Origin of the sequence: Legionella sp. 227, from assembly GCF_043161935.1 — a bacterium.
Classification (GTDB): Bacteria; Pseudomonadota; Gammaproteobacteria; order Legionellales; family Legionellaceae; genus Legionella; species Legionella sheltonii.
Genome location: NZ_CP171154.1, coordinates 1,912,435 through 1,936,197 on the forward strand (window position 1 = coordinate 1,912,435; position 23,763 = coordinate 1,936,197).

Consider the following 23,763-nt stretch of genomic DNA (forward strand, 5'->3'; position numbering starts at 1 on the left):
TTTAGAGTGTTAAATTAATTTGGATTGTTTTTTTGCAGGTATTTTTATTAATTTTGAGATCATGAAATAAACTGCAGGCAGTACAAATAGAGTAAAAATCGTGCCTATGCATAAACCTCCAATAAGGACGGTACCTATAGCATGCCTGGCTTCAGCTCCAGCATCGTGTGATAGGACTAAGGGGATGGCACCAAAAACCATAGCACCAGTAGTCATAAGAATAGGACGTAACCTGAGTGCACATGATTTTTTTATTGCATCGGCTAAGCTAAGGCCTTCTTTTTGTAATTGGTTGGCAAATTCTACAATCAAAATTCCGTGTTTACTGATGAGTCCTACTAAAGTGATCAGTCCGACTTGAGTGAAAATATTTAGAGATTGGTCAAATAAATAAGCAAACAATAAAGCGCCAAAACATGCTAAAGGGACTGTGAACAGAATAATGAAGGGATAAATAAAGTTTTCAAATTGTGCTGCAAGAATGGCATAAATAAAGAGAATAGATAAAGCAAATAACAACACCATAGTATGCGATGATTCATTATAGGCTTTGGCAGCGCCTGCCCAACTCAATTTATATTGGTTGGGGAGATTCTCTTTCGCTAATTTCATCAATATATCCATTCCTTTTTTAAAGGATTGTTGTTTTGGCAGTTGCGCATATAAAGTTGTCGAGCGCATTTGGTTGACATGTTCTAATGCAGTGGGTTGTGCCTGTCTTTTCATTTGAGCCACTGCCCCTAAAGAAACCCGTTTTCCAGATGGGGAGGTAAGATACAGTTCATCTAAAGTCCAGGGTTTAGATGAACCTTGTAAGGTTAAGTTATAGGACACACCATCTTTTTGAAAAGATATGGACTTATCGCCGCTGAAAAACACTTCTACGGTTTTAGCCAGTTGCCCAGGGGTCAAGCCCAATTGAGCTAAAGCATTTTTGTCGATATGTACCGAGTATCCCATCGAATCAAGACGTAAATCATAGCGAGTAGAAGCAAACTCCTTACTTTGATCCAACATCTTTTTAAAGTGTTCTGTGGCATTGAATAATTGTCGAAAATTTTCGGTAGTGGAAATAACCAGTTCCAATTCCGAATTGTTACGTGCATCATCGATTCCAGGTAAGCCAGAATCCCAACTCCAGACGGAAGCATCTACCGAAGGTAATTGTTCTGTTTTCGGTTTTAATGAGTCAACAATTTGTTCGGCAGAACGATCTCTTTGCTTGTGGGGTTTTAAAGGCATGACGATGCTGCTCCCCCAATTTCCCAGAAAAGTTAACGTATTGCTTGCTTCAGGGATGTTACCTATCGATTGTTGTATGCGTTTTGTATTGGTTTCTAACGTATCTAAGTTATCTCCAGATAGAGGAGGGGTGTAGATTCCTATTAAACTACGATCCTCTTTTGGCGCAGTTTCACCAGGCATTATTTTATAAAAGAGGATGCTTAAGCATAGTGACAGGAAGAGTACAAACAGCATCGTTTTTCTTCGGTAAATAATTATGCTAAGTAATTTATAATAGTTTTGTGCCAGTTTACTCAGGAATTTATCGATAGAAGGCCATAAATGGTGCGTATTTTGATGTAAAAATGTGGCACACATTAAAGGCGAAAGTGTTAGTGCGACGATTCCTGAGATGAACACACTTCCAGCCAATGCAACAGCAAATTCAATGAATAGCTGACCAATCATACCATCAAGCAAAGCAATTGGTGCATAAACACTGGTTAAAGTGAGTGTCATGGCGATAATAGCAAAACCGATTTGCTTTGATCCTTTAAGCGCTGCGTCCATGGGGGGGAGATCTTCTTCAATATGACGCCAGATATTCTCAAGAACAATAATGGCGTCATCTACAACCAAACCAACAGCCAACACCATCGCAAGAAGGGTCATTTGGTTTATAGTAAAGCCTGCGATTTTCAAAAATAATAATGAGCCAAAAAGTGAAATGGGGATTGCAATTAATGGAATTATTGTAGCGCGTACATTTCGCAAAAAAATAAAAATGATGATTAAGACCAAGAAAATGGATTCAAGAATAGAGGATTGGATGTTTTTCAAAGATGCTTTAATGAATTCGGATTGATCAATAATAATTTTTGTTTTGACATCATCGGGCAAACCTTTTTGCAAGGCAAATAGTTCCTTGCGAACGGCTTGCGATACTTCAACCGGATTTGCATCATTAGCGCGATGAATAGCAAGCACTAAACCTGGATGACCATTGACTTTGACCCGGAATTGGTTGTTATCCGTAGTTAATTGGACTCGAGCTAATGATTTAAGAAAAACAGGATGATGGTTTTGAGTTTTAATTACCAGGTTTTCATAATCTTCTGGCGTTTTTAATTCAAAATCCAGTGTCGTAGGGATGCTGTTTTGATAATTACCTGCGGGTAGAGATAAGCGGTTAGTGGCAATTGCATTCGCAATCTCATCCACATTAATGCCAAATGAATATAATTTCTTTTGATCAATCTGGACAGCATAAGTAAAGGGTTGTCCCCAGACCTCCACTGAGGCGACACCTTTAAGGCTTCGGAACACATTTTTCAGGTTCAAATTGGCAAAATGTGTGAGCTCTCCGAAATTTAAAGAAGAGGATTCCAGGGCAATCCCGATAAAAGGTAAACCATTGGCTTGCCTTTGCCGTTCAATTAGAGGCGCTTTTACTGATGAAGGAAGTTGTGCTAGCCGTGCTGCCTCATGGGTGGCATTCAAAGCTTTCTCCATGGGAGTTCCTGGACGAAAGCGCAAGCTAATGTAGGAACTTCCTGCATTAGAACGCGAAGTCATCATCTCCAATCCTTCGACCCCAGCAAGTTGGTCCTCTAACACATTAGTGACTACAGACTCGACTAATTCGGGGCTGGCATTGGGATAATGGGTATTGACCGTAATGATTGGAAAACTGATGTTAGGATATTCTCTCAAAGGTAATGAATGAAAACACAATATTCCTAAGAGCAGAATCATGCAATTCAGAATAATTGAAATCACGGGATGTTTTAAAAAATAGCTCGTAAATTTCATAACGGGATGGTTAACCTTTATAAATTGAGACTTCCAGTCCTGGATAGAGTCGTTCGGGGTTTTTGTGCACTATTTGGTCCCCAGATTTTAATCCCGAAATAATTTCTACTTTATCTTTTTCTTGTATCCCTGTTTGAACAGCAACAAGTTCTATTTTTTTATCAACTACCTTATAAACATGGGTTTTACCTTGTTTGAGAAATAGAGCTTGTGTTGGAATGATCAATGTCTTTGTTTTTTTATTCACTATTAGTCGGCTTGATACACTGGTGCCAATCAAGCAATGAGTACATTGTATATCAACATCAGCGGGACACATATGGGTTTCATCATCTATCATTTTTTGTACATGACTTAAATGATACAGTCGATCAAATATATAAATAGGTTGGTTTTCTTCAATTGAGTGATTATTGGTGCAAGGGATATCAATTTCTACGGTTAATGAATGAGGATCATAAATCGTCACAACCGGAGCGCCTTCTGTTACCTGTGCCCCTTCTTTAATTTTAAAAGCACCGATTACTCCATCAAAGGGAGCATAAAAACGCATGTTTTTGAGTTCTATTTTGGTTCTGGATTTTTCTTTTTGTGAATCAATCCAGATTCTTTTTTTTTCCTCTACTTCGCGTGCGCTGACAAAACCTGTTTTTTGCAAGCTTTTGAGGCGTTGGTATTGTGTACTTTCCAGCTCTTCTGTTTCTTTGGAAAGCAGGTAACTTTTTTCAATGTCTGGATTGGTTATTTTGGCAATTAAATCACCTTTTTTAACGGTTTGTCCCGAACTCATGAGGGTATCCAGCGTTCCAGACCCTTTGGCAACAAGCACTGTCGCATGTTTTGGTCGTATGGTTCCTATAAGTTTTATGGTTTTTTCAATTGAGGAGGGTGCTACAGTAATGACTTCGACTATTTTAGTGGGAGGGGGGGGAGCTATTCTCGCATGATAATAAAGTAGAAAGTACATGCTTAAGCCAATGATTACGATACACGATAATCCAATCATCTTATATTTGGTATAGAAGATGCTCCATATCCGTTGGATGATTAATTGCAGATTCACAAGATGCTCCTGAATTGAGAATCAGATTGTATATTGGTCATTGTGATTATGGCTTTTATCCAGGAACGGTCCGTATTCATACTCGGAATGATAATTAATTCTTCACCTCCAAGTGCTGTCCATTGTTCTTGGAGACGAATTCCTATTTCTTCAAGAGTTTCTAAACAGTCAGCAACAAATGAGGGACAACAAATAATTAATTTTTTTATTCCCTTCGCAATCAACTCAGCAAGAACTAGATCGGTATAAGGTTTTACCCAGGGTGTTTTACCCAGTCTTGATTGAAAAGCAGTACTGTAGTTATCTGCAGACAAACCCAGTTCAGTTGCCAATAAACGACTTGTTTCATAACATTGGGCTCTGTAACATCTGTGGATATCGTCCGTTAATGCAGGGCAAGATTGGGTACAAATTGATTTACAACTGCTTTTAGTGATTTGCCGTTCCGGGATCCCATGATAGCTAAAGAGAACATGGGTTTGTTCCTGAAGAAAAGGGTTAATGACTTGAGCTTGTGCTTTCAGGTACGCTGGATGTTGAAAAAAATCACTTATAATGCTGATTGATGGGATGAGATCCCAGGTGCCGATGATGCGTAGCACTTCTGCAATAGATGATCCATTAGCCGCTGATGAGTATTGTGGGTATAAGGGCAAAATAGTAATGGACTCACAAGATTTTAACTGATCTAAAGCGGTTTCAATCGATGGTTTTCCGTAGCGCATGCCAAGAACCACCCTATTTTCTGGTCCAACTTCTTTTTGTATTTGGTCTACTAAATTCTGGCTATGGAATAGTAATGGAGAACCTTGCTCAGTCCATATGGATTGGTAGGCATGAGCAGAACGTTTTGTTCGGAACGGTAAAATGAGCGCATACACCAATATATAGCGAAGCAAAACAGGCAGATCAATAACCCGCTTGTCGGTAAGAAATTCGCGTAAATAACTCCTGACAGACGAGATTTCTGGACTGTTAGGGGTGCCAAGATTAATAAGTAATAAACCACGCTTCATGAGCAATTCATTGACCTTGAATAGAATAAGGTCATGATACAGGAAGACAGTTTGTAATTCAGTATTTTGCTCAAAACTTAATCTTTTTGGCTTATGGACGCAGCACCACTATGATACTGCGCTAACTTAATCAAGCCATTTCAGCATCAGCATTCTCATTGAGCACAATCACATTAGCTGCGTGTAGGCCTTTTTCACCGGTTTCTACATCGTAGTTGACTACTTGTCCTGGAACTAATGTTTTATACCCTGTGCCATGAATTGACGAGAAATGAACAAAAATATCATCCCCACCATTTTCTGGAATAATAAAACCCCAACCTTTGGCATTATTAAACCATTTCACTTCACCCTTAGCCATATTTCCTCCTTTTCCAGAGTCTTTTTGCTTAGACTCTACTGGTTCCCAATTGCCCTGACTTTTTTTGTCAATTGAGCAATCGCATTCATCCATAAATGACAATTGAACCTATTTTTTCTAATAGGTTGTTTTAACATAACGTAAAACAGACTCACTACTCAATAGTATTTTTTATAAAAAAATAATTTATTGTTAATAATTCCTTAAGTTGTTTATGCTAAGTTATTAGTATGGGTGTAATAGCAGGAGTTTAGATGAGTCAATTCAGTACTTCTAAAATGTTAGGGAAACTGGCTGCTGGACAAAACAAACCCCGGTTTGAAGAAGGTCTGCAGGATGAAAAAATTGGGGAAGAACTTGCTAAACCTCAATTAACGCCCTCTGCAAAACCATCTGAGGAATTAGAAATGAAAAAAGTCCTAAATAATATCCTAGGGCCCTCATTTTCAAAAGGCTATTCCCCAATGGATAAAAAATAATTTATTTTGTAACAGTTATCCGTATAAAAAAAGCAATCATCCGTAACTACAAAACCCTCTCCTAACCAGAGAGGTTTTTTTTTGACCATTAAAATCATAAATATTCACCCGAGAGTATTCATTTAAAGCACGACTTGTTGTAAAAATAATATTAATATTCTGCGACAAAGGTGCCAAAGCTTTTATTTAGGTATATACTTTTTTTAACAGGTTTATTTTTTATTTGAGGTAAAAATATGGCAGGGTTTGCTGAGACAGCACATTGGAGAGATTCTGCTCGTAGCGCTCGGTTTTTTATAGTTGATGCTCGAGCTGCATTTCCTATATTTTTATTTCTAATGCACATTAGAATATGGACAGGCATACTGGTTTTAATCTCAGCAGTTTTTTTTGGGATCATTGAGCATTATGGTTTTACTGTGCCGGTTTTTTTAAGGTGGATAAGAAGTACTTTAGCGGGATCACTTAAGTCTTCAAAACCATGGTGGCGATGATATATGGAGCGAGATATTAGCAAAAGCATGTCAGTTATTGCTGCAAGTTTAAATGCAAAATTCTATCTTAATGATAGATTTGTAAGTTATGAGGAGGTTTTTGCCGATACAGGTTTGTTACCTGCGATTGCGAAGCGAGCAGATCAATTGTGTTCCCTATGCCTTGGATATGGATTAGGGGCTACATTTGATGAAGCAGAAGGTGCTTTGCTTGGACTTAGGGTTGTTTTTGATGAGGTAACACCTAATGTGTTACGCTTATTGTGTATGACTGATGTGCTAAATGAGTTGATTCAAGGCGGACCAAGTCGTGACTATACCCCTTTAGACGAGTTAATGTACGACTAGGTGTGTTTTATTAAAATATATTGTAAATAAATCGTAAGCTTTGGTAATTTTGGATGCATTTATAAATGATTTTGATAAACTAGGTAATTAAAGATTTTTATGTTTTAGGGGTAATGTTATGGGATTTTTTAAGCATGAGAGTGGTGAAGGTGAGCTGAAGACCCAGATTGAAACTGAATTAAAAGAGCCTATTAAAAAAATGGCTACAGTAATGGCTACAAGCGGTCGCGACATAGGCCCTCTTCAAGAGGGAACTAAGATATTGGATATTATAACTCAAGTCATAACCAACGGACCTGATGCATTGCCAAAAGAGGCTTTGAACAATCAAGAAGTGCAACAACAAACCCCAAGCGCTAAGGAACAACTTCAAGCACTTAAGCAGCACTCTGAAGAGAGTACTCAAGAGGAACAGGTTGCTGATGAGCGTGGTCTTACTATGGGTTCATGAAGTTGAGTTCAGAACTATCTAGTAAAATTGAATAACTTTTTGCTTGTCCACAAAGGATTTCATTTTCCTTTGTGGATTTTATCTTGTTTATATAATCGAAATTACTGTTATACTCCATAATACTGCATTGATTTCTCTTTTAAACATACATCTGGTTTTATGACAAAAGAAAAGTTCACAAAAGAGCATAATGATGCGATTCTTAAAGCATTGGATTATGCAATTCAAAATGGGCCCTGGGATAAGTCGAATTTTCTACGGTCAATTGGTAATCGTTTAGTCGGAATTCGCGATAATTTTTCCAAAAAAATTAATGCGCGCAGCCAAGCTCAAATTCAATCGGATACTAATCTAGCCAATCGCCTTGCTCTTAGAGGTAATCAGCAAGAAGTTTTTATTTCTTTATATACTTCGGATGGTTCTAACCTACAATCTTGGGAAAGAATAATTTTTAATTTACCACGTCAAATGATTTCTCGCCCCATCTACGAACAGGAAGACCAGGTAAAAGCACTCATCAAATCAAAAGAAAACAAACAGAATGAGGCTTATGTAGGTATCTATATCAATAAAACGGATATTATTCCTCTTGCTCCAGATAAGATTTTATACGATAGGTTAGGAAGTCCTTTATTAACATTAAAAGATAGATCTTTAGACTTAGAGAATATCACGCAGTTTGTTCATATCAGCGGTATTTATAAATATTCACGGGGTCGCTTGACTAAAGAATCGTGAGATTTAATATGTTTCCCTGCGGTTATATAAAGAACCCATATGCTTATGAATCGCTCGCAAAATTATCCTGGAGCGGTATATACTTATAAAGAAATAAACTATGAAGTAATCACTAATGGCACAACAACCGCAACAACAAGGTCAAGATAGTGGCATGGGTCCAATATGGGTCATGGTACTCGTGTTTATTACAGTGTTTCTTATTTGGAAAATGGGACATCAGTATATTGTGATGGTTGTTTTTCAAATTAATATTTGGCAAGCAAAACTCGTTAACTTTTTTGTTCATAATGATCAGTTGGCAAGCTTAATTCAGATCATGCAAACAATAGATCCCAATGCGGTAAACTGGGATCAACTGGTAGAAACGACGCGAGCTGTTGGCGATTTCATGCGCTATCCCGTAGTTCTTGTCCTCCTTGTTTTAGCGGTGTTTCTGTATCAATCAAACATCACGTTAAAATTCCGCAAAATTTACGATATGAAAAAATTACGGGAGCAAGAGCAATTTAACTGGCCCGCGATTATGCCTATAGTCAAAGAAGATTTAGTCGCTCAAGATATAAATAAAGGTCCTTGGGCTATGGCTTTGACTCCAATGGAGTTTGCACGTAAATACAATCTATTAAAAAAAGAAGATGTTCTGTTAGACAATCCTGTACCTGGTCAGGAGATGACGGCAGGAATCCGAAGAGGCGATGCAAAACGAGTTTTTACTTTACAATTAGGCCCTTATTGGGATGGATTTGAGCATTGCTCGCCACAAGCTTATGCATTAGCTGCTGTTTTTATTGCACGTATCAATCGGGATAGAGATGCTGCAAACAATATCTTAGCGGTGTTAGATAGAACTTATGTGGCAGGTAAGCCCGATTATTCAGTTGCCAGACCCACAATAGAAAAATATAAAAATACAGAAATTATCCAGGAAGTTGTTGCAAAACATGCCTATACTTTAACTGTAATGGCATCATTACTTGAGAAGTCTCGGGATGATGGGGTTGTTCCGAGTTCTGAGTTTTTATGGTTAAGACCCGTTGATAGGCGTTTATGGTACATGCTCAATTGTGTTGGTAGACAAACTCCCTTTACAGAGGTTGCAGGCGCTTTCTCTCATTGGAAAGCGGAGAAGGAAATGGGCCGTCGTTCTTTAGTGCCTATGGTTGATGAAGCAATTAAAGCCTTGGAAATTGCCATAAAAGAAGTTAAGTTAACCCCTCGACAAATGCAGGAGTTAGAGCCATGATGCGCGGTATTGAATCACGTCATGAGTTAGATCCCACCCTCCTACTTAGGGATACACGGACTTTTGGCCAACGGGTGGGGGATTTCTTTTCAGATCCTACGAACATTTCGATTGTTCTGTTTACTTTGTCAGCCATGGCGTATTATTTCTCGGAAGCAGCAACCTTACTCATGCTAGTAGGCGGTGCCTGCTTTCTATACAGCTATACACGAAAACAAAAACTGCCTTTCCGTCTCCCTCAAATTTCTCGAGTCAAAGATTATAATGACATGAAGCCGGGTGTGAATAAACCCAATATAGCTCGAGGGATCGCGTTTTTTGGAAACGATCGTAAAACGGGACATGAATTATGGTTTGCTAATGATGACATGCGTACTCACGCGTTAATTTTCGGCTCCACCGGTAGCGGTAAAACAGAATGTTTGGTCTCACTGGCTTTTAATGCTTTAGTACAAGGCAGTGGTTTCATTTATGTCGATGGAAAAGGAGATAACTCGCTCTATGCTAAAGTTTTTTCCATGGTTCGAAGCATGGGACGCGAGGATGATTTACTGCTGATTAACTTCATGACAGGTGCACGAGATATTATTGGTCCACAAGAAAAAAGACTGTCGAATACGTTTAACCCTTTCTCTCAAGGGTCCTCCAGCATGTTAACCCAACTTGTTGTCAGTTTGATGGGCGACTCAAAAGGAGGCGGAGATGGGGATATGTGGAAAGGCCGTGCGATTGCCTTCGTCGAGGCCTTAATGCGTCTTTTGGTTTATATGCGTGATGAGGGTGCGATACTTTTGGATGCTGATACCATCCGTAACTACTTTGATTTAACCCGATTAGAAACTATAGTCGTTGATAAAATCTTCCCCAGAGATAATCAGGAAAGTGTCAATATCGAACAAATTCCAAAATTAGTTACCGACCCATTACGTAACTACTTAGGTACTTTGCCAGGGTATAATAAAGAGAAAAAAGGCAAGCAAGTATCACAGGTCCTCGAGCAACATGGTTTTATTACCATGCAGTTGGTAAGAGCGTTTTCATCTTTGGCCGATACTTATGGACATATTGTTCGTACCAATCTTGCAGAGGTAGATTTCAAGGACGTGGTATTGAATCGAAGAATTCTCGTTGTACTATTGCCCGCTTTGGAAAAATCTCCGGACGAGTTATCCAACTTAGGGAAGATTATTGTCTCTTCTTTAAAAGCGATGATGGCTGCAGGTTTGGGAGAAGACGTTGAAGGGGATTATCGAGACGTAATCTTGAGAAAACCAACTAATGCGCCGACTCCTTATATGTGTATCCTTGATGAGTATGGATATTATGCTGTTCAAGGGTTTGCAGTGGTGCCTGCACAAGCGCGTTCTTTGGGATTCTCCGCAATTTTTGCAGGACAAGATTTACCAGCATTCCAAAAGGCATCTAAAGAAGAGGCTGCATCTATCGGTGCAAACACAAACATTAAAATATGTATGAAATTGGAAGACCCAACTGAAACCTGGGATTTCTTCACTAAAACAGCTGGCGAGGCTTATGTAACCAAAGTGGATTCATTCCAAGCCAAAGACACCAGTATTGCAAATACTTACATGGACAGTAAAAGTTCTTCATTTGAAAAGCGGGCTCGTGTTGATCTATTGGATTTAAAAGAGCAAACAGAAGGTGAGGCACATATATTCTTCAAGTCAAAAATTGTCCGTGCTCGAATGTTTTATGCGAATCCTAAACCGGTTAAGCAGTTAAAATTAAATCAATTTTTAAAGGTAGAAGCGCCTCCAGACGATTATTTAATGAGACTACAAAAGCAATTAGTCTCATTCCAGGCCATCTTGGAGAGTGGCGATTTGTCAATTAATAAGACTGTGGAAAATGAGGAAATTACCCTGATTTCCAAGTTGTTACGCGAATCACCTATCGAAGAGCCCATTGAGAGAGGCGTCTCGGCTTTAATTGCGTTTCATGGTCATAATGAACCAGAACCCGTTGAAGATTTGATTGAGGAAGAAGTCGAGGGTGCATTAACAATATTCAGTGGTTTAAGAGAAAATCCAGGTGCTCCTCCAATCTTAGTGAGTGATAAGGCTACATTCTCTGAGCCTTTACTGCCCATTAATGAAACACGCAATCAAATGATGAATATTGAACGCTTGTCTGGTGCGAAGGATAAATATGCGGGTACGGTTGCGAATGAACTGATTAAGGATTTCCAATTGGCAACGAGCTATCCTCCGGAAGAACGAGATGTTATTGCTCCAGATGAGTTAACTGGCATAGTAAGAACTTTATCAGCGAAAATTGCTACTGAACGTGAAAATGCAAATAAAAAAGCTGAAGAATAGTGAGCTAATGTAGCTAAGGTAGGCACATGGTGATTGATTACTGAAAAATTGATCCTGTGAGTTCTTACCTTATGTTTTTCGCTTTACAGTATCAGGCACTGTTCTCTCTTTTATACCGAAGCCATTTATTGATTAGACCTCGTTGACCTGTATCGGTTCAGATCTCCATGAGTTGGGGTATTCTTACTGGTTCTGCACTCCATCTCTCTTTTTCACACTAAAGAAAGGTTGTGAATGAAGTCAATTTTCTTTTTTATTGTTGCAAAAAAATAATCCTTAGCGCCATGTTTTTACTCAAGTAAGTGTAAAAAAATAAATAAATTTTTAAAAAAATAGCTATTTTATTGAATTCATTGTAACGTAATGATTTGTATGTTTTTCTTTGAAAATGGAACACACAAAAGGACTACAGTCAGAATCATTTTAAAATAATTATTTTAAACTATGAGGATAGTGAGTGAGACCGGTGCGTATTAATCTAATTCGGGCTGTGGGTTTAATTGCCTTGTTAATGTTAAATGCCTGCAAGGGTGACTATTGGGCGTTAGAAAAAGATGAACCCAAATATCCATGTAAGGTTCTTGGTGCCTGTGATGCCACCATTATGAAGCTGGCTAAAAAATTAAATAAGAAGGGGGTCAAAGTAATTACAATAGGCCAGGATTATATGATTAGTATTCCAGCCAGTTACTTATTTGAACCAGAAACCCCACGCCTGAAATGGAAGTCTTATCCTTTGTTGAATGAAATTGTTGTGTTCCTGAAACAATTTCGCAAGATTGCAATTAATATAGCCAGTTACAGCAACAAATATGTATCGCCACAAAGAGAGCATGCATTAACTTTAGCCAGATCTAGAGTTATTAGTGATTACCTATGGTCCCAGGGGGTAGATAGTCGTTTTATCTTTACACAGGGATTAGGTAGTGATAAACCTATTATTTCATTCACTCAAGGTGGTGACAATTCAGTAAACGCCAGGGTAGAAATTACTTTCAGGCGAGCTGTGGCGTAGGGGAAATAATGAGTCGAGAAACATGGTATTTGATAAAAAAAAGTAAGAATTTCTATGTTAACTCATTCAGACGCGGGTTAATTGCGTTGATTTTTTCTCTAATATTGAATTGCATTTTTTGCGTTTTAATCGCTTACATTCATTTAACAGAGCCTGAAAGGGATTATTATGCAACGAGTGGCGTAGCACCTCCCATTCAATTGCAGCCTCTTTTGGCTCCAAATTATTCATCGAACGCGTTACTTCCTCCTGATCCGCCCGCGGAAAATGAGGATAAACTGATACCACAATAAGCAATAAATAGAGGATATTATGGCTGAAGATTCCTTGACAGTTGTCGCACTGAGAAACAAATTTTATAAGGACAGCCAACGTAAGGTAATGCTTGCGTTGTTAATTGCTCTCATCATCAATATTGTTTTAGCTGCGCTAGTAGTGTACATGATTACACATCCGCCAGCCCCTAAATATTTTGCAACCAGCATTAATGGTCGAATCACACCGCTTTTCCCCTTAAATGAACCGAACCAATCGGATTCTGCTGTATTGCAATGGGCGAATCAGGCTGCTATTGCCGCCTTTACTTACAATTTTGTTAACTATCGGGACGAATTACAGGCTTCGTCTGGATTCTTTACCCCCGAGGGTTGGGACCAATTTTTAAGCGCTTTACAACAATCAAACAACCTGGATGCAGTAAAGGCCAAAAAATTGATTGTTTCAGCAGTGGCAACACGAGCCCCGATTATTTTGCAAAAGGGTGTGTTGAATGGAAACTTTTCATGGCGAGTACAAATGCCTATATTAGTAACCTATCAGAGTGCCAGTGAGTTTACTCAACAAAATAATGTGGTTACTATGTTAATTACTCGTGTTTCTACTTTAAATTCGCCTAGAGGAATAGGTATATCGCAATTTGTTGTAGGACCTGCCACAGGTGGAGTGTCTTAATGAAAAAGCTGAACTGGTTTTTAAAGTTTTGTTTGTTGTATGGCATTGTCTATTCGTTGCCTGATCCTACGTACGCGCAGGATCAGTCAACAGATAGTGCTCAGCAAGCCTTACAGCAGTTACGTTTATTGCAACAGCGCTTATCACAAAATCAGCCAGCAGCACAAAATCAACCACCAGGACAAATTCCCCCTGCGGGGCCAGCTCAAGCAGCAAACAATCCAACTCCGGCACAAAATCCGCCTGCAGCACAACAGGGGCCAAATATTCCTATTCCTCTTGCTGGGAATATTTATAGCGCACCCCAAAGGCCTGAATCTCCTGCTGCAAATCCTGGGAATCAAAATACAGCGCAGATCGTAAGTGAAAGTGATGAAGAAGTCATTGAGAATAAGGCCTTTAAAGATATGACTCGAACCATCTATCCAATGAATACAGAGCAAGTGGTTCATTTAAAACAATTAAGTGAAACCATGGAGTATGCTAAAGCTTCACCTGTAGGCACACCACCAAAACCTACAGCAACTTCTCAATTTGTTAATTTGTCTCCAGGCTCCACTCCACCTGTTATTCGTTTAGCACAGGGGTTTGTTTCTTCATTAGTTTTTCTTGATTCATCCGGAGCTCCATGGCCTATTGCCGCTTATGATTTGGGAGACCCTAATTCATTCAATATTCAGTGGGATAAAACAAGCAACACCATAATGATTCAAGCATTGAAATTATACAATTATGGTAATTTGGCTGTACGTCTGAGAGGTTTAAATACCCCAGTAATGCTCACGCTGATACCAGGACAAAAAGCTGTTGATTATCGAGTTGACTTGCGTGTCCAAGGTTTTGGTCCGAATGCTAAAACGATGCCATTAGAAACGGGAATTCCACCCTCAGCAAGTGAATTACTTCTGCATGTATTAGATGGGGTGCCACCTCCTGGAAGTAAACGACTGGGTATTACTGGAGGAGATGCACGTGCTTGGTTAGTTAATGATCGAATGTATGTTAGAACAAATCTTACGATATTATCACCGGGCTGGTTGGCAAGTATGACCAGCGCAGATGGGACGCATGCTTATGAAATGCACAAATCTCCGGTGTTACTGGTTTCCTGGCATGGGAAGGTCATGCAGCTCAAGGTAGAAGGGTTATAAATGGCTGGCAGAAAAGAAAATATTAAATCACTTTTTTCAAACACTCGTACCCGAGTTATTATCATATTTACAGTAGTATTATTACTGATGGCTGTAGTGATAGGGTATATAAAATTAAAATCAATAGGTACTGGACCTGCGGCGGAGGCGACTCTTGGACATGCTCCCGGAGCCATACAGTCTATTCCTGGTGTTCTTAACCCAACAGCTCAATATGCCAAATTGCAGGAAGAGCAAAATATTAACCAAGCACAAAAAGCGGAGCAAACTGGGGGGAGTGCTATTCCAACAATTATCCGCACTCAAGCCCTGGGAGAGGGGGTTGGAGTGATCGGCTCTCAAGGTGGGCAAAGTGGTGTAGGATTTGCGACACTGGCACGTGAAAATGAAGAAGGAGCTCAAAAAAGTCTTTGGCTGCAAACATTACAAAACGGTGGTTGTTCAAAAACTGTTGTCCAACAAGTTGTAGGCCAAGGAGCTCAGTTAGCTGATCTCAAGGACGCATGCAGCTGTGCTCAGTTAAGAGACAATGGTTATTCTTTAAAAGAGTTGAGTCCAGTATGTCCCTGTAAAGAATTAAAAGCGGCAGGATATAATGCACGACAACTTAAAGATGCGGGATATACTGCTTCAAGGTTAAGGGATTGTGGTTTTAATGCGTGTGAATTACGTAATGCGGGTTTTACTGCTCAAGAACTTAAAGATGCAGGTTTTTCCGATGATGAATTGAAGGGCGCTGGATATACCCCAGAGGAGATAGCAAGAGCCAGCGGTTTACCGGCAGGAATGACCGCCGCAGATGTATTAAAAGCGGGATGTAATGTCGAAGCATTGACTAAGTTACGTAAAGCTGGAGTTACAGCTTCAGCAATTCGAAGAATTAGCGGATGCTCTGCAGAGCAACTAAAAGCGGCCGGATTTACTGCTAAAGAATTACGTGATGCAGGATTTAGCGCCGCTGATTTAAAGCGAGCCGGTTTTACTCCAGAGGAATTAAAAGCGGCAGGATTTAGTGCAAGGGATCTACTAAATGCTGGGTTTACACCCGAGGATCTCGCCAAAGCAGGCTATTCTGCGGCCGATATAAAAGCTGCAGAGGCTGAACTTCCGCCAGGTATTACTCCGGATGATGTAAAAAAGGCGGGCTGTGATGTTGACGTGTTAAAAAAGGAAAGAGCAGCAGGAGTTAGCGCAACTCTGATTAAAAAATATGCTGGATGTAGTGCACAAGCATTAAAAGCGGCTGGCTTTACTGATGCAGAACTCGCTAATGCCGGTTTCACTCCAGCGCAAATTAGCGCGGCAACTCCTTTGACGGATGAACAAATCAAAGCTGCGGGCTGTAATCCGGATAACCTGAAAAAACTTTTTGCAGCAGGTGTTTCTGCCAAACGAATCAAAGAATTAAATGGATGTAGCGCTGAAGCATTAAAAAATGCAGGTTATGATGCGAAATCATTACTTGATGCAGGATTTACCCCCGCACAGCTTCTGGCTGCAGGATTTACTCCCAAGGATTTGCAAAATGCAGGATTGACTCCAGCAGATGCTATTGCAAGCGGACGTGTCGCTGATTGTAGTGTTGAATCATTGAAAAAAGCGAGAGCTGCAGGGGTTAGTGCTTTGACTATCAAGAGAACACTAGGGTGTTCTGCAAAGGCATTAAAAGATGCTGGTTATACAGCAAAAGAGCTAAAAGACGCGGGGTTTACAGCTGCTGAATTAAAAGCAGCGGGCTTTAGCGCCAAGGATTTAAAAGACGCGGGGTTTACTGCAAAAGAATTAAAAGATGCGGGTTTTAGTGCTAAAGACTTAAAAGATGCAGGCTTTAGTGCTAAAGACCTAAAAGATGCGGGCTTTAGTGCTAAGGACCTAAAAGATGCGGGCTTTAGTGCTAAGGAATTAAAAGATGCGGGCTTTAGTGCTAAAGACCTAAAAGATGCGGGCTTTAGTGCTAAAGACCTAAAAGATGCGGGCTTTAGTGCTAAGGACCTAAAAGATGCAGGCTTTAGTGCTAAGGACCTAAAAGATGCAGGTTTTAGTGCTAAGGATTTAAAAGCAGCGGGTTTTAGTGCTAAAGATTTAAAGGATGCGGGATTTACAGCAGCAGAAATGAAAGCAGCAGGTTTTAGTGCCAAAGATTTGGCTGATGCCGGATATAATGCCGCTGATTTAAAGAATGCTGGATTCAGTCCTGCTGAATTACAAAACTTGGCCGTTGCTCCCGAAGGGGCCCAGGTAGCAGGTTTGGGGGCTCCCAATTTACAACCCGGTACATTTAATATCGGAGGAGTACCAACTCTAGGCCAAGGGTCAGCAGGAACAGCCGTTATGCCAGGATCTGCTGCCAGTAACCAACAGTTGCAGGCGATTATAAATAGACAAAATCAGCAACAAGCAGAACAAAAATATCAGCAAAAAATTCAACAAAAAAGTTCAGATATGTTAGCGGCTGCAAACCAATTAATTGCTGAATGGAAAAATGTGCCAACTCAGACTTATACCTCTGGTGATGCAGAAAAAGAACCCGCTGCAGCAGCTGTAGCAGCAGCGTCTGGGGCTGGTCCTGGCGGAGCCACTGTGACTGAAACCACTAATACATCGGTGACTCAAGTCAATATGATCAAAACCGGAGATGTGCTTTTCGCTGTGATCGATACTTCAGTGAATAGTGATGAACCAGGCCCTATTCTTGCAAGCATTGTTTCAGGAAGACTTAAAGGAGCCAAATTAATTGGTAGCTTTAATTTACCTTCGAATGCAAACAAAATGGTTATTACGTTTAATACCATGTCAATTCCAGGTGCACCCAAAACAATTCCAATTTCTGCATACGCAATTGATCCCAATACTGCAAGAACCGCTCTTTCCAGTAAAACCAATCATCATTACTTGTTGAGATACGGTTCATTATTTGCTTCTTCATTTTTAGAGGGTTTTGGTAATGCATTCCAGTCTGCTAATACAACAGTTACTATTGGTGGAACAGGTGGCGGCAATAACGTAACCGTATCTAATGGTGTTGGCCGTTCTACCCTGGAAAATGCTGTAATTGGCTTAGCAACTGTTGGTAAGACTTGGGGGCAGCAAGCACAAGTATTATTTAATACACCTACAACTGTTGAGGTCTATTCAGGAACCCCAGTAGGAGTTTTATTTACTCAGGATGTGAAATCTTTTTAATTTGATGGCAGGTAAAAATGGCAGATAATGATCAAAATGATGAGTATAAGTTCGCTGAGTTAGACTCTCTTGAGAATGAACCTCTGGAGACCTCAGAGTTTGATACCAAAAGTTCTACTCCTGCAAGACCAGGAGGAATGGAGCCTGGAAAGAATGTTAAGCGTAATGCTTTAATTACAGTGGGTATCATTGTTTTTGTTATGTTGATGTATAAATTTATCGGAGGGATGTTCTCCAAAACTACTCCGACTACCCCTAAGGAGAATGTAAATCCTGCTCCTATCGCGGAAATTACTCCTTCACCACAACCGCAACCACAACCTCAGGTTACCCAAACTGTAATTCCACCAGAACCTGTTCAGCCACAACCGCAACCTCAGGTTACGCAAGAAAATAATTCAGCCTTACAACAAAAGGTTGCCTCTATTGAAGCAAGTCAGCAAACGGTTCAATCTGAAGTCAGCTCAATGAGCCAGCAGGTAGGGAATGTCAATAATAATGTCAATGCGTTAAATGCTCAAATTACAAAACTCAATCAGATGATTGCTGATTTAAATACGCAAGTGGTGAAGCAATCCGAAGTAATTAATGTGTTAATGGAACGAACAAAACCTAAGCCTGTTAAGCGCGTTGTTCGTGTTCGTACCCTAACGCCACAAATAATTTACTATATAAATGCAGTAATTCCGGGTCGGGCTTGGCTAATTGGCACAAATGGTTCTACACTTACAGTAAGAGAAGGAACAAAAATCGCAGGATATGGTACTGTTAAACTAATCGATTCCATGCAAGGTCGAGTTTTAACAAGTTCCGGGCGAGTAATTAGGTTTAGTCAAGAAGATAGTTGAGGTTTGTATGGCTGATACATGTACAGGCGGATCGGTAGCGTGCTGGATATCGGGTCAGGTAAATATATTAACTAACATCGCAAATTCGTTGATTCCTGTAGAGCGCTTGATTACAGGAGGTGCATATCTGATTGGATGTGCCTTTTTGTTTAAAGCCATCTATAGTTTAAAGGTGTATGGCGAGGCTCGTACGATGATGTCGAATAATACAAGTATCAAAGAACCAGTGATGTATTTATTAGTTGGTGCGATATTTATTTATTTTCCAACGGCTTTTTCATCAATGATGGTAACAACTTTTGGTTACCAAAATGTTCTTTCTTATGCACCGGTGAGTAGTAGTAATCCGACACTTGATACTTTGTTCGGTACTGGAAGTGTCGTTGGAAGACCTTTAACGATTATTATCCAGGTCATTGGCTTAGTCGCTTTCGTAAGAGGATGGGTTTTGATTGCACGTTCTGCTTCGCAAGGGCAACCACCAGGCGGGACAGGAAAAGGTTTAATTCATGTGTTTGGAGGAATATTAGCAATCAACATCGTAGGTACACTAGAAATGATCAACAATACTTTATATGGGGCATCGTAACAAACCGAAGGTACGATTTTTTTGATTCAATTAGTTTTAGTAATTTTAAATTTGAGGAGAAAATGGTGAAGAGCAAACTCATTAGCAAATCTAATTACAAATATTGGTTAAGCAGTTTCATTTGCTTAAGTTTACTGGCTTTAGTAAGTCAAGATGCTGCGGCAGCTGCCGGGACGGGAATATCCGTAGGGCAGATGGCATCAAACATTACTGGGTCATTTACAAACTTGACCAAATTGATCACTGCAGGTTCTTATCTGGCTGGATTGGGATTTTCAATCGGTGCTATTATGAAATTTAAACAGCACAAAGATAACCCAACCCAAATTCCAATAGGTACTCCAATTGCATTGGTTTTTATCGCTGCGGCCTTATTGTTCCTACCTTCAATTTTAGGGGTAACTGGAGCAACAATGTTCGGAGGTAGCGGTGGTACAACTGCTGGTCCTACTGGAACAGTTTATTAAGAAAGTGCCGGCTATAACTTAGCAGTTGCTTTTATAATAAGGATAAAATTCATTTTTGATCCTCTCCCCCTTAGGGGAAGAGGATCTTTTAATGGGTATTAAAACGGATAATTGCCAATAAAGTTTATTCTATTCAATGTGAGCCGAGGATATGGCAGTTAATCAAGAACAAAACAAATTAAAATTAATGGCTACGCCTGGATCATGGCGTTTATATTCTGCTAGAAAGGTTGACGAACGATTTAAAGCGTTTGAGCAAAAAGTTTTTCAAAGAGATAGATATACCTGTAGATTTTGTGGATTCCAAGCACGTTTATTTCAAGAAGTAGTTAATCTTGATAATAATTATGCGAACAACAAGTTAGAAAATTTGGTGACTTCTTGTTGTTTCTGTGCGCAGTGCTTTTTTATTGAATCGGTAGGCGTTGGTGGTTACGGTGGGGGTACACTAATTTATCTTCCCGAACTTACCCAAGCTGAATTAAATAGCACATGCCATGTGTTGTTTTGTGCGATAACAAATGATACGGGTTATAAATCGAGTGCACAGAATATTTATCGAGCATTCAAATTTCGCTCACAACTTGTAGAGGAAAAATTTGGCGAAGGAACGAGTGACCCTGCAATATTTGGTCAGTTAATGATTGATGCAGGTGTAAGTGACGAAGAGAGAAGAGCTCAATTATTTAAAAACATACTTCTATTGCCTTCAAGAGCCAAATTCCGCAAACAAATTGAAAAATGGGCTGCGAGTGCACTAGAAGAAATTTCAAGTTAAATGTGAGGTTAGGGAATGGCGCATTGGTCAGAATCTTTTTTTGAAGGAATAGATACCTTCTTTGCCTGGCTAAGTACATCGCTCAAGCAAACAACAGAATCTTATATCGAATTAGAAACTGCAGATAGTCCAACTGTGTTGGTCAATCATGATGGTTCTTTAATATCAATTTTGAAAGTTGAAGGGGTATCTGCCCTTGTAGGTGCGGCAGAGTTTGAAAATTTGATTGCCGGAATAACCAACTCATTTCAAGGGGCAATGGGGCGTCCAGGACATGCCTTACAGGTTTATTTTAGTCATGATAAACAAAACATAAGGAAATTGATTCAAGACACCTATGAACCTGCCACAGCAACGGCAAAACGACTTGAACTGAATTTAACCGACTTGTTTGAAGAACGAATCAACTATATGGCTCAGTATTGTGCAGAAGAGCGTGTCTATTTTGTACTGATAACCCGGCCATTCAATTTACCCTCGGAGCAATTAAAGGCTGCATCCAAAGCAAAATTTAAGATGATCAAAGATATGAAGGCTCCTCCTTTTAAAAACAGCCAAACTATCTATGCAGCCATTCCTGAATTACGTGATACTCATGATGCGTATGTTCGTTCCGTAATGAATGATCTCGACTCGCTTCATATTTTCGCTAAATTACTAGAAGTTCATGATGCAATACACGCAATTCGGATGACTTCTGATCCTGATTATACTGCTGATGATTGGCGGGCAAGTTTACCTGGAGATAAGGTTACAGTTAGGGAAGTGAATTCTTTCGAAGGCGATCCTTCCGATTTATTATGGCCTTCATTAGCAAAACAAGTATTTCCCCGTGATGCGGAAGTATTAGATTTGCGTACAGTTAGGGTCGGGGACAAGATTTACTCATCAACCTACATTGATTTATTCCCTAAAGACATTAGACCCTTTATTCAGTTATTTACACGTATATTGCCAGCACATATTCCTTGGAGAATTTCCTTTTTGATCGAAAGCGAAGGGCTTGCCACGATTAAACTTAAAGGCCTATTGGCTGCAATTTTAACATTTAGTTCAGCACAAAATCGTTTGATCAGTGATTCGGTCAATTTATTGAAATATATACAACTAAATACCGATGAGTCGATAGTCCGTTTGCGGGTTGTAGCAACCACTTGGGCACCTGAAGACCGATTGCCATTATTGCGGCAACGCAGCTCTGAGTTAGTCAAAGCAATTGAGGGCTGGGGCTCAACCGACGTTTCTGAGATTTGTGGTGATCCATTCGGTGGTTTTGTTTCCGGCATGCTAGCGGCTACGCTGAACAGTACCGCTGTGCCCACAGTTGCTCCACTAAGTTCGGTGGTTTCTATACTGCCTATTACCCGTCCGGCATCACCTTGGCTCAAAGGGGCATTACTTTTTAGAACGCCCGATGGTAAGCCTTGGCCCTTCCAGCCAGGCTCTACAGAGCAAACTACGTGGATTGATTTAGTTTATGCGCGACCAGGTTCGGGTAAATCCGTTTTATCGAATGCGATTAACCTTGCTCTATGTCTCTCTGGTGGTTTGTTACGTTTGCCCCGTATTGCAATTATTGATATCGGACCATCAAGTAGTGGACTGATCTCTTTGCTGAAAGAAGCACTCCCGGCATCAAAACGTCATCTCGTGGCTTATCATCGTTTAAGAATGACTCCTGAATACTCAATTAATCCTTTTGATACCCAATTGGGATGTCGTTATCCTACTGCATTAGAGCGTGCCTTTTTAGTTAACTTTATTACCTTGTTAACGACTCCTCTGGGAGCAGAAAAACCCTACGATGGAATGCCCGATCTTGCAGGTATGGTGGTTGATGAACTATATAAAAGTTTGGCTGATGAATTTAATCCAGCTCCCTATTCGCCTGGAGTAGAGGAATTCCTCGACAGCATTTTGGAAGAAATTGGGTTTATTCGTGATTCAAAATCAACCTGGTGGGAAGTGACCGATTCACTTTATTCAGCAGGCTTTGTGCATGAAGCGATGTTGGCTCAACGTTACGCAATGCCTTTATTGGCTGATGCCGCATCGATTTGTCGTACTCCGTCTATTGAAGATCTCTATGAACGAATTACAGCACCAACTGGTGAATCATTAATTAACGCTTTTTCGCGAATGATTTCTGCAGCAGTTCGTGAATACCCAATTTTATCACGTGTGACCAGTTTTGATATTGGTGATGCGCGAGTTGTATCACTAGACCTTGATGAGGTAGCTAAAAGTGGAGGGGATGCCGCAGACAGACAAACTGCTGTCATGTATATGCTGGCACGTTATGTATTGGCAAGACACTATTATCTAACTGAAGAAAGCCTCAATAATATTCCAGAACAATACAAGGAATATCACAAAGAACGAGTGCAAGAAATTAGAGAAGATCATAAACGTATCGTATACGATGAGTTTCACCGTACTTCAAAATCTACAGCGGTGCGTGAGCAAGTTATTATTGATATGCGTGAAGGGCGTAAATGGAAAGTACAAATTGCCTTGTTGTCACAAGCAGTTGATGACTTTGATCCGGTAATGATCGATTTTGCTACCGCGATTTACATTATGGATGCAGGGCCCTCGCAGGCAATAGAAAAAACTACTGCCATATTTGGGCTATCGGATACCGCAAAAGCAGCTTTACGTACTCGAGTACATGGTCCACGGCAAGGTGGAGGAACTTTTCTGGCGCAGTATGCCACTAAGAGTGGGGTGAACGTACAGCTGCTTACCTTGACTTTAGGCCCAGTTGAATTATGGGCCTTTAGTACTACAGCTGAGGATGCTACAGTGAGAAACCACTTGTATCGCCATCTAGGCCCAGGAGAAGCAAGGCGTCTTTTGGCAGCATTATTTCCCAATGGTTCAGTGGCCAAAGAGTTAGAAACTCGATTGAATAATATGAAAGAAAAAGTGGGTTTGATTGAGGATGAATTGAAAGAAAGTATTGTAGAACAACTAATTAACGAAATTCTCGATGCTTACTCAAAAAATCCTGATGTTAAAAGCCTGCCCGCTAAATTAACGTAAGGTCATTAAATGAATGTTATCCGTATTTCATACTGGCTCCATTCTAATTAGCCAACTCGAAATAAGAAGATAATCCTATTTTCTTATTTCGAGTTTATCTTAATACTCCCTTAAGAGTACATCAATATAATCGCCATTGTTCTTTATCATGAATGAATTTGGGTG

At 40.0% G+C, this 23,763-nt stretch carries 21 protein-coding genes; 17 read left to right on the top strand and 4 right to left on the bottom strand.

Annotated features, from left to right (window positions below; translation table 11 throughout):
- Positions 1-9: 9 nt before the first annotated feature.
- From ACF8MK_RS08180 to ACF8MK_RS08195, 4 genes are all read right to left on the bottom strand, one after another.
- Positions 10-3,036: an efflux RND transporter permease subunit gene (locus ACF8MK_RS08180; RefSeq protein ID WP_392538883.1), complete on the bottom strand. Its 3,027-nt coding sequence runs from the start codon at positions 3,034-3,036 to the stop codon at positions 10-12.
- Positions 3,037-3,046: 10 nt separating this feature from the next.
- Positions 3,047-4,099, bottom strand: coding sequence for an efflux RND transporter periplasmic adaptor subunit (locus ACF8MK_RS08185; protein ID WP_392538884.1), 1,053 nt, complete (start codon positions 4,097-4,099; stop codon positions 3,047-3,049).
- Positions 4,096-5,115 (bottom strand): ferrochelatase, encoded by a 1,020-nt coding sequence (hemH, locus tag ACF8MK_RS08190; protein ID WP_392538885.1) that lies wholly within the window; start codon positions 5,113-5,115, stop codon positions 4,096-4,098. Before hemH ends, ACF8MK_RS08185 begins: the two co-directional genes overlap by 4 nt.
- 130 nt (positions 5,116-5,245) lie before the next feature.
- Positions 5,246-5,476, bottom strand: a complete 231-nt coding sequence (locus ACF8MK_RS08195) for a cold-shock protein (RefSeq protein ID WP_028380916.1) — start codon at positions 5,474-5,476, stop codon at positions 5,246-5,248.
- 254 nt (positions 5,477-5,730) lie between these two features.
- On the opposite strand from ACF8MK_RS08195, the gene ACF8MK_RS08200 reads away from it, so the two are divergent.
- From ACF8MK_RS08200 to ACF8MK_RS08280, 17 genes are all read left to right on the top strand, one after another.
- Positions 5,731-5,955, top strand: coding sequence for a hypothetical protein (locus ACF8MK_RS08200; RefSeq protein WP_392538886.1), 225 nt, complete (start codon positions 5,731-5,733; stop codon positions 5,953-5,955).
- A 236-nt stretch (positions 5,956-6,191) separates the two neighbouring features.
- The gene (icmT, locus tag ACF8MK_RS08205; protein ID WP_081776875.1) at positions 6,192-6,449 is read left to right on the top strand and encodes an IcmT/TraK family protein; all 258 of its coding nucleotides are present in this window, start codon (positions 6,192-6,194) and stop codon (positions 6,447-6,449) included.
- Between the two features lie 3 nt (positions 6,450-6,452).
- Positions 6,453-6,797 (top strand): type IV secretion IcmS family protein, encoded by a 345-nt coding sequence (locus tag ACF8MK_RS08210; protein WP_028380919.1) that lies wholly within the window; start codon positions 6,453-6,455, stop codon positions 6,795-6,797.
- Positions 6,798-6,915: 118 nt separating this feature from the next.
- Entirely contained in the window at positions 6,916-7,248 is a 333-nt protein-coding gene (locus tag ACF8MK_RS08215; protein ID WP_392538887.1) for a hypothetical protein, read from the top strand.
- A 159-nt stretch (positions 7,249-7,407) separates the two neighbouring features.
- A complete protein-coding gene (gene icmQ, locus ACF8MK_RS08220; RefSeq protein WP_265703327.1) occupies positions 7,408-7,986 on the top strand; it encodes a Dot/Icm secretion system protein IcmQ in 579 nt (192 codons plus the stop codon).
- Between the two features lie 115 nt (positions 7,987-8,101).
- Positions 8,102-9,232, top strand: coding sequence for a type IVB secretion system coupling complex protein DotM/IcmP (icmP, locus tag ACF8MK_RS08225; RefSeq protein WP_392538888.1), 1,131 nt, complete (start codon positions 8,102-8,104; stop codon positions 9,230-9,232).
- Positions 9,229-11,571 carry a TraM recognition domain-containing protein gene (locus ACF8MK_RS08230; RefSeq protein ID WP_265703329.1) on the top strand — a complete coding sequence of 781 codons (2,343 nt, stop codon included), beginning with the start codon at positions 9,229-9,231 and terminating at the stop codon, positions 11,569-11,571. Before icmP ends, ACF8MK_RS08230 begins: the two co-directional genes overlap by 4 nt.
- A 457-nt stretch (positions 11,572-12,028) precedes the next feature.
- On the top strand, positions 12,029-12,586 hold the full coding sequence (gene icmN / locus ACF8MK_RS08235; protein WP_265703330.1) for a type IVB secretion system protein IcmN/DotK: 558 nt from the start codon (positions 12,029-12,031) through the stop codon (positions 12,584-12,586).
- Between the two features lie 8 nt (positions 12,587-12,594).
- Positions 12,595-12,879, top strand: coding sequence for a type IVB secretion system protein IcmM/DotJ (icmM, locus tag ACF8MK_RS08240; RefSeq protein WP_265703331.1), 285 nt, complete (start codon positions 12,595-12,597; stop codon positions 12,877-12,879).
- Between the two features lie 19 nt (positions 12,880-12,898).
- Positions 12,899-13,537, top strand: a complete 639-nt coding sequence (locus tag ACF8MK_RS08245) for a type IVB secretion system apparatus protein IcmL/DotI (protein ID WP_265703332.1) — start codon at positions 12,899-12,901, stop codon at positions 13,535-13,537.
- Positions 13,537-14,688: a DotH/IcmK family type IV secretion protein gene (locus ACF8MK_RS08250; protein ID WP_392538889.1), complete on the top strand. Its 1,152-nt coding sequence runs from the start codon at positions 13,537-13,539 to the stop codon at positions 14,686-14,688. The genes ACF8MK_RS08245 and ACF8MK_RS08250 overlap by 1 nt, the downstream gene beginning before the upstream one ends.
- Positions 14,689-17,871, top strand: a complete 3,183-nt coding sequence (dotG, locus tag ACF8MK_RS08255; RefSeq protein ID WP_392538890.1) for a type IVB secretion system protein DotG/IcmE — start codon at positions 14,689-14,691, stop codon at positions 17,869-17,871. It begins immediately after the preceding gene.
- A gap of 17 nt (positions 17,872-17,888) precedes the next feature.
- Positions 17,889-18,719, top strand: a complete 831-nt coding sequence (gene icmG / locus ACF8MK_RS08260; protein WP_392538891.1) for a type IVB secretion system protein IcmG/DotF — start codon at positions 17,889-17,891, stop codon at positions 18,717-18,719.
- Between the two features lie 7 nt (positions 18,720-18,726).
- Positions 18,727-19,308, top strand: a complete 582-nt coding sequence (locus ACF8MK_RS08265) for a type IV secretion protein IcmC (RefSeq protein ID WP_265703336.1) — start codon at positions 18,727-18,729, stop codon at positions 19,306-19,308.
- Between the two features lie 62 nt (positions 19,309-19,370).
- Complete coding sequence (locus ACF8MK_RS08270; RefSeq protein ID WP_392538892.1) at positions 19,371-19,775, top strand: type IV secretion protein IcmD; 405 nt, start codon at positions 19,371-19,373, stop codon at positions 19,773-19,775.
- Positions 19,776-19,926: 151 nt separating this feature from the next.
- Positions 19,927-20,553: a type IVB secretion system protein IcmJDotN gene (gene icmJ / locus ACF8MK_RS08275; RefSeq protein ID WP_392538893.1), complete on the top strand. Its 627-nt coding sequence runs from the start codon at positions 19,927-19,929 to the stop codon at positions 20,551-20,553.
- 15 nt (positions 20,554-20,568) lie between these two features.
- Positions 20,569-23,598, top strand: a complete 3,030-nt coding sequence (locus ACF8MK_RS08280) for a type IV secretion protein IcmB (protein WP_392538894.1) — start codon at positions 20,569-20,571, stop codon at positions 23,596-23,598.
- Positions 23,599-23,763: the final 165 nt, after the last annotated feature.

Coding starts and splice junctions, on each gene's coding strand:
- ACF8MK_RS08200 (WP_392538886.1), top strand. CDS start 5,731: ATGAGTCAATTCAGTACTTCTAAAATGTTAGGGAAACTGGCTGCTGGA.
- ACF8MK_RS08215 (WP_392538887.1), top strand. CDS start 6,916: ATGGGATTTTTTAAGCATGAGAGTGGTGAAGGTGAGCTGAAGACCCAG.
- ACF8MK_RS08280 (WP_392538894.1), top strand. CDS start 20,569: ATGGCGCATTGGTCAGAATCTTTTTTTGAAGGAATAGATACCTTCTTT.
- ACF8MK_RS08250 (WP_392538889.1), top strand. CDS start 13,537: ATGAAAAAGCTGAACTGGTTTTTAAAGTTTTGTTTGTTGTATGGCATT.
- dotG (WP_392538890.1), top strand. CDS start 14,689: ATGGCTGGCAGAAAAGAAAATATTAAATCACTTTTTTCAAACACTCGT.
- icmM (WP_265703331.1), top strand. CDS start 12,595: ATGAGTCGAGAAACATGGTATTTGATAAAAAAAAGTAAGAATTTCTAT.
- ACF8MK_RS08270 (WP_392538892.1), top strand. CDS start 19,371: ATGGTGAAGAGCAAACTCATTAGCAAATCTAATTACAAATATTGGTTA.
- icmG (WP_392538891.1), top strand. CDS start 17,889: ATGGCAGATAATGATCAAAATGATGAGTATAAGTTCGCTGAGTTAGAC.
- icmT (WP_081776875.1), top strand. CDS start 6,192: ATGGCAGGGTTTGCTGAGACAGCACATTGGAGAGATTCTGCTCGTAGC.
- hemH (WP_392538885.1), bottom strand. CDS start 5,115: ATGAAGCGTGGTTTATTACTTATTAATCTTGGCACCCCTAACAGTCCA.
- ACF8MK_RS08210 (WP_028380919.1), top strand. CDS start 6,453: ATGGAGCGAGATATTAGCAAAAGCATGTCAGTTATTGCTGCAAGTTTA.
- icmQ (WP_265703327.1), top strand. CDS start 7,408: ATGACAAAAGAAAAGTTCACAAAAGAGCATAATGATGCGATTCTTAAA.
- icmJ (WP_392538893.1), top strand. CDS start 19,927: ATGGCAGTTAATCAAGAACAAAACAAATTAAAATTAATGGCTACGCCT.
- ACF8MK_RS08195 (WP_028380916.1), bottom strand. CDS start 5,476: ATGGCTAAGGGTGAAGTGAAATGGTTTAATAATGCCAAAGGTTGGGGT.
- icmP (WP_392538888.1), top strand. CDS start 8,102: ATGGCACAACAACCGCAACAACAAGGTCAAGATAGTGGCATGGGTCCA.
- ACF8MK_RS08230 (WP_265703329.1), top strand. CDS start 9,229: ATGATGCGCGGTATTGAATCACGTCATGAGTTAGATCCCACCCTCCTA.
- ACF8MK_RS08265 (WP_265703336.1), top strand. CDS start 18,727: ATGGCTGATACATGTACAGGCGGATCGGTAGCGTGCTGGATATCGGGT.
- ACF8MK_RS08180 (WP_392538883.1), bottom strand. CDS start 3,036: ATGAAATTTACGAGCTATTTTTTAAAACATCCCGTGATTTCAATTATT.
- ACF8MK_RS08245 (WP_265703332.1), top strand. CDS start 12,899: ATGGCTGAAGATTCCTTGACAGTTGTCGCACTGAGAAACAAATTTTAT.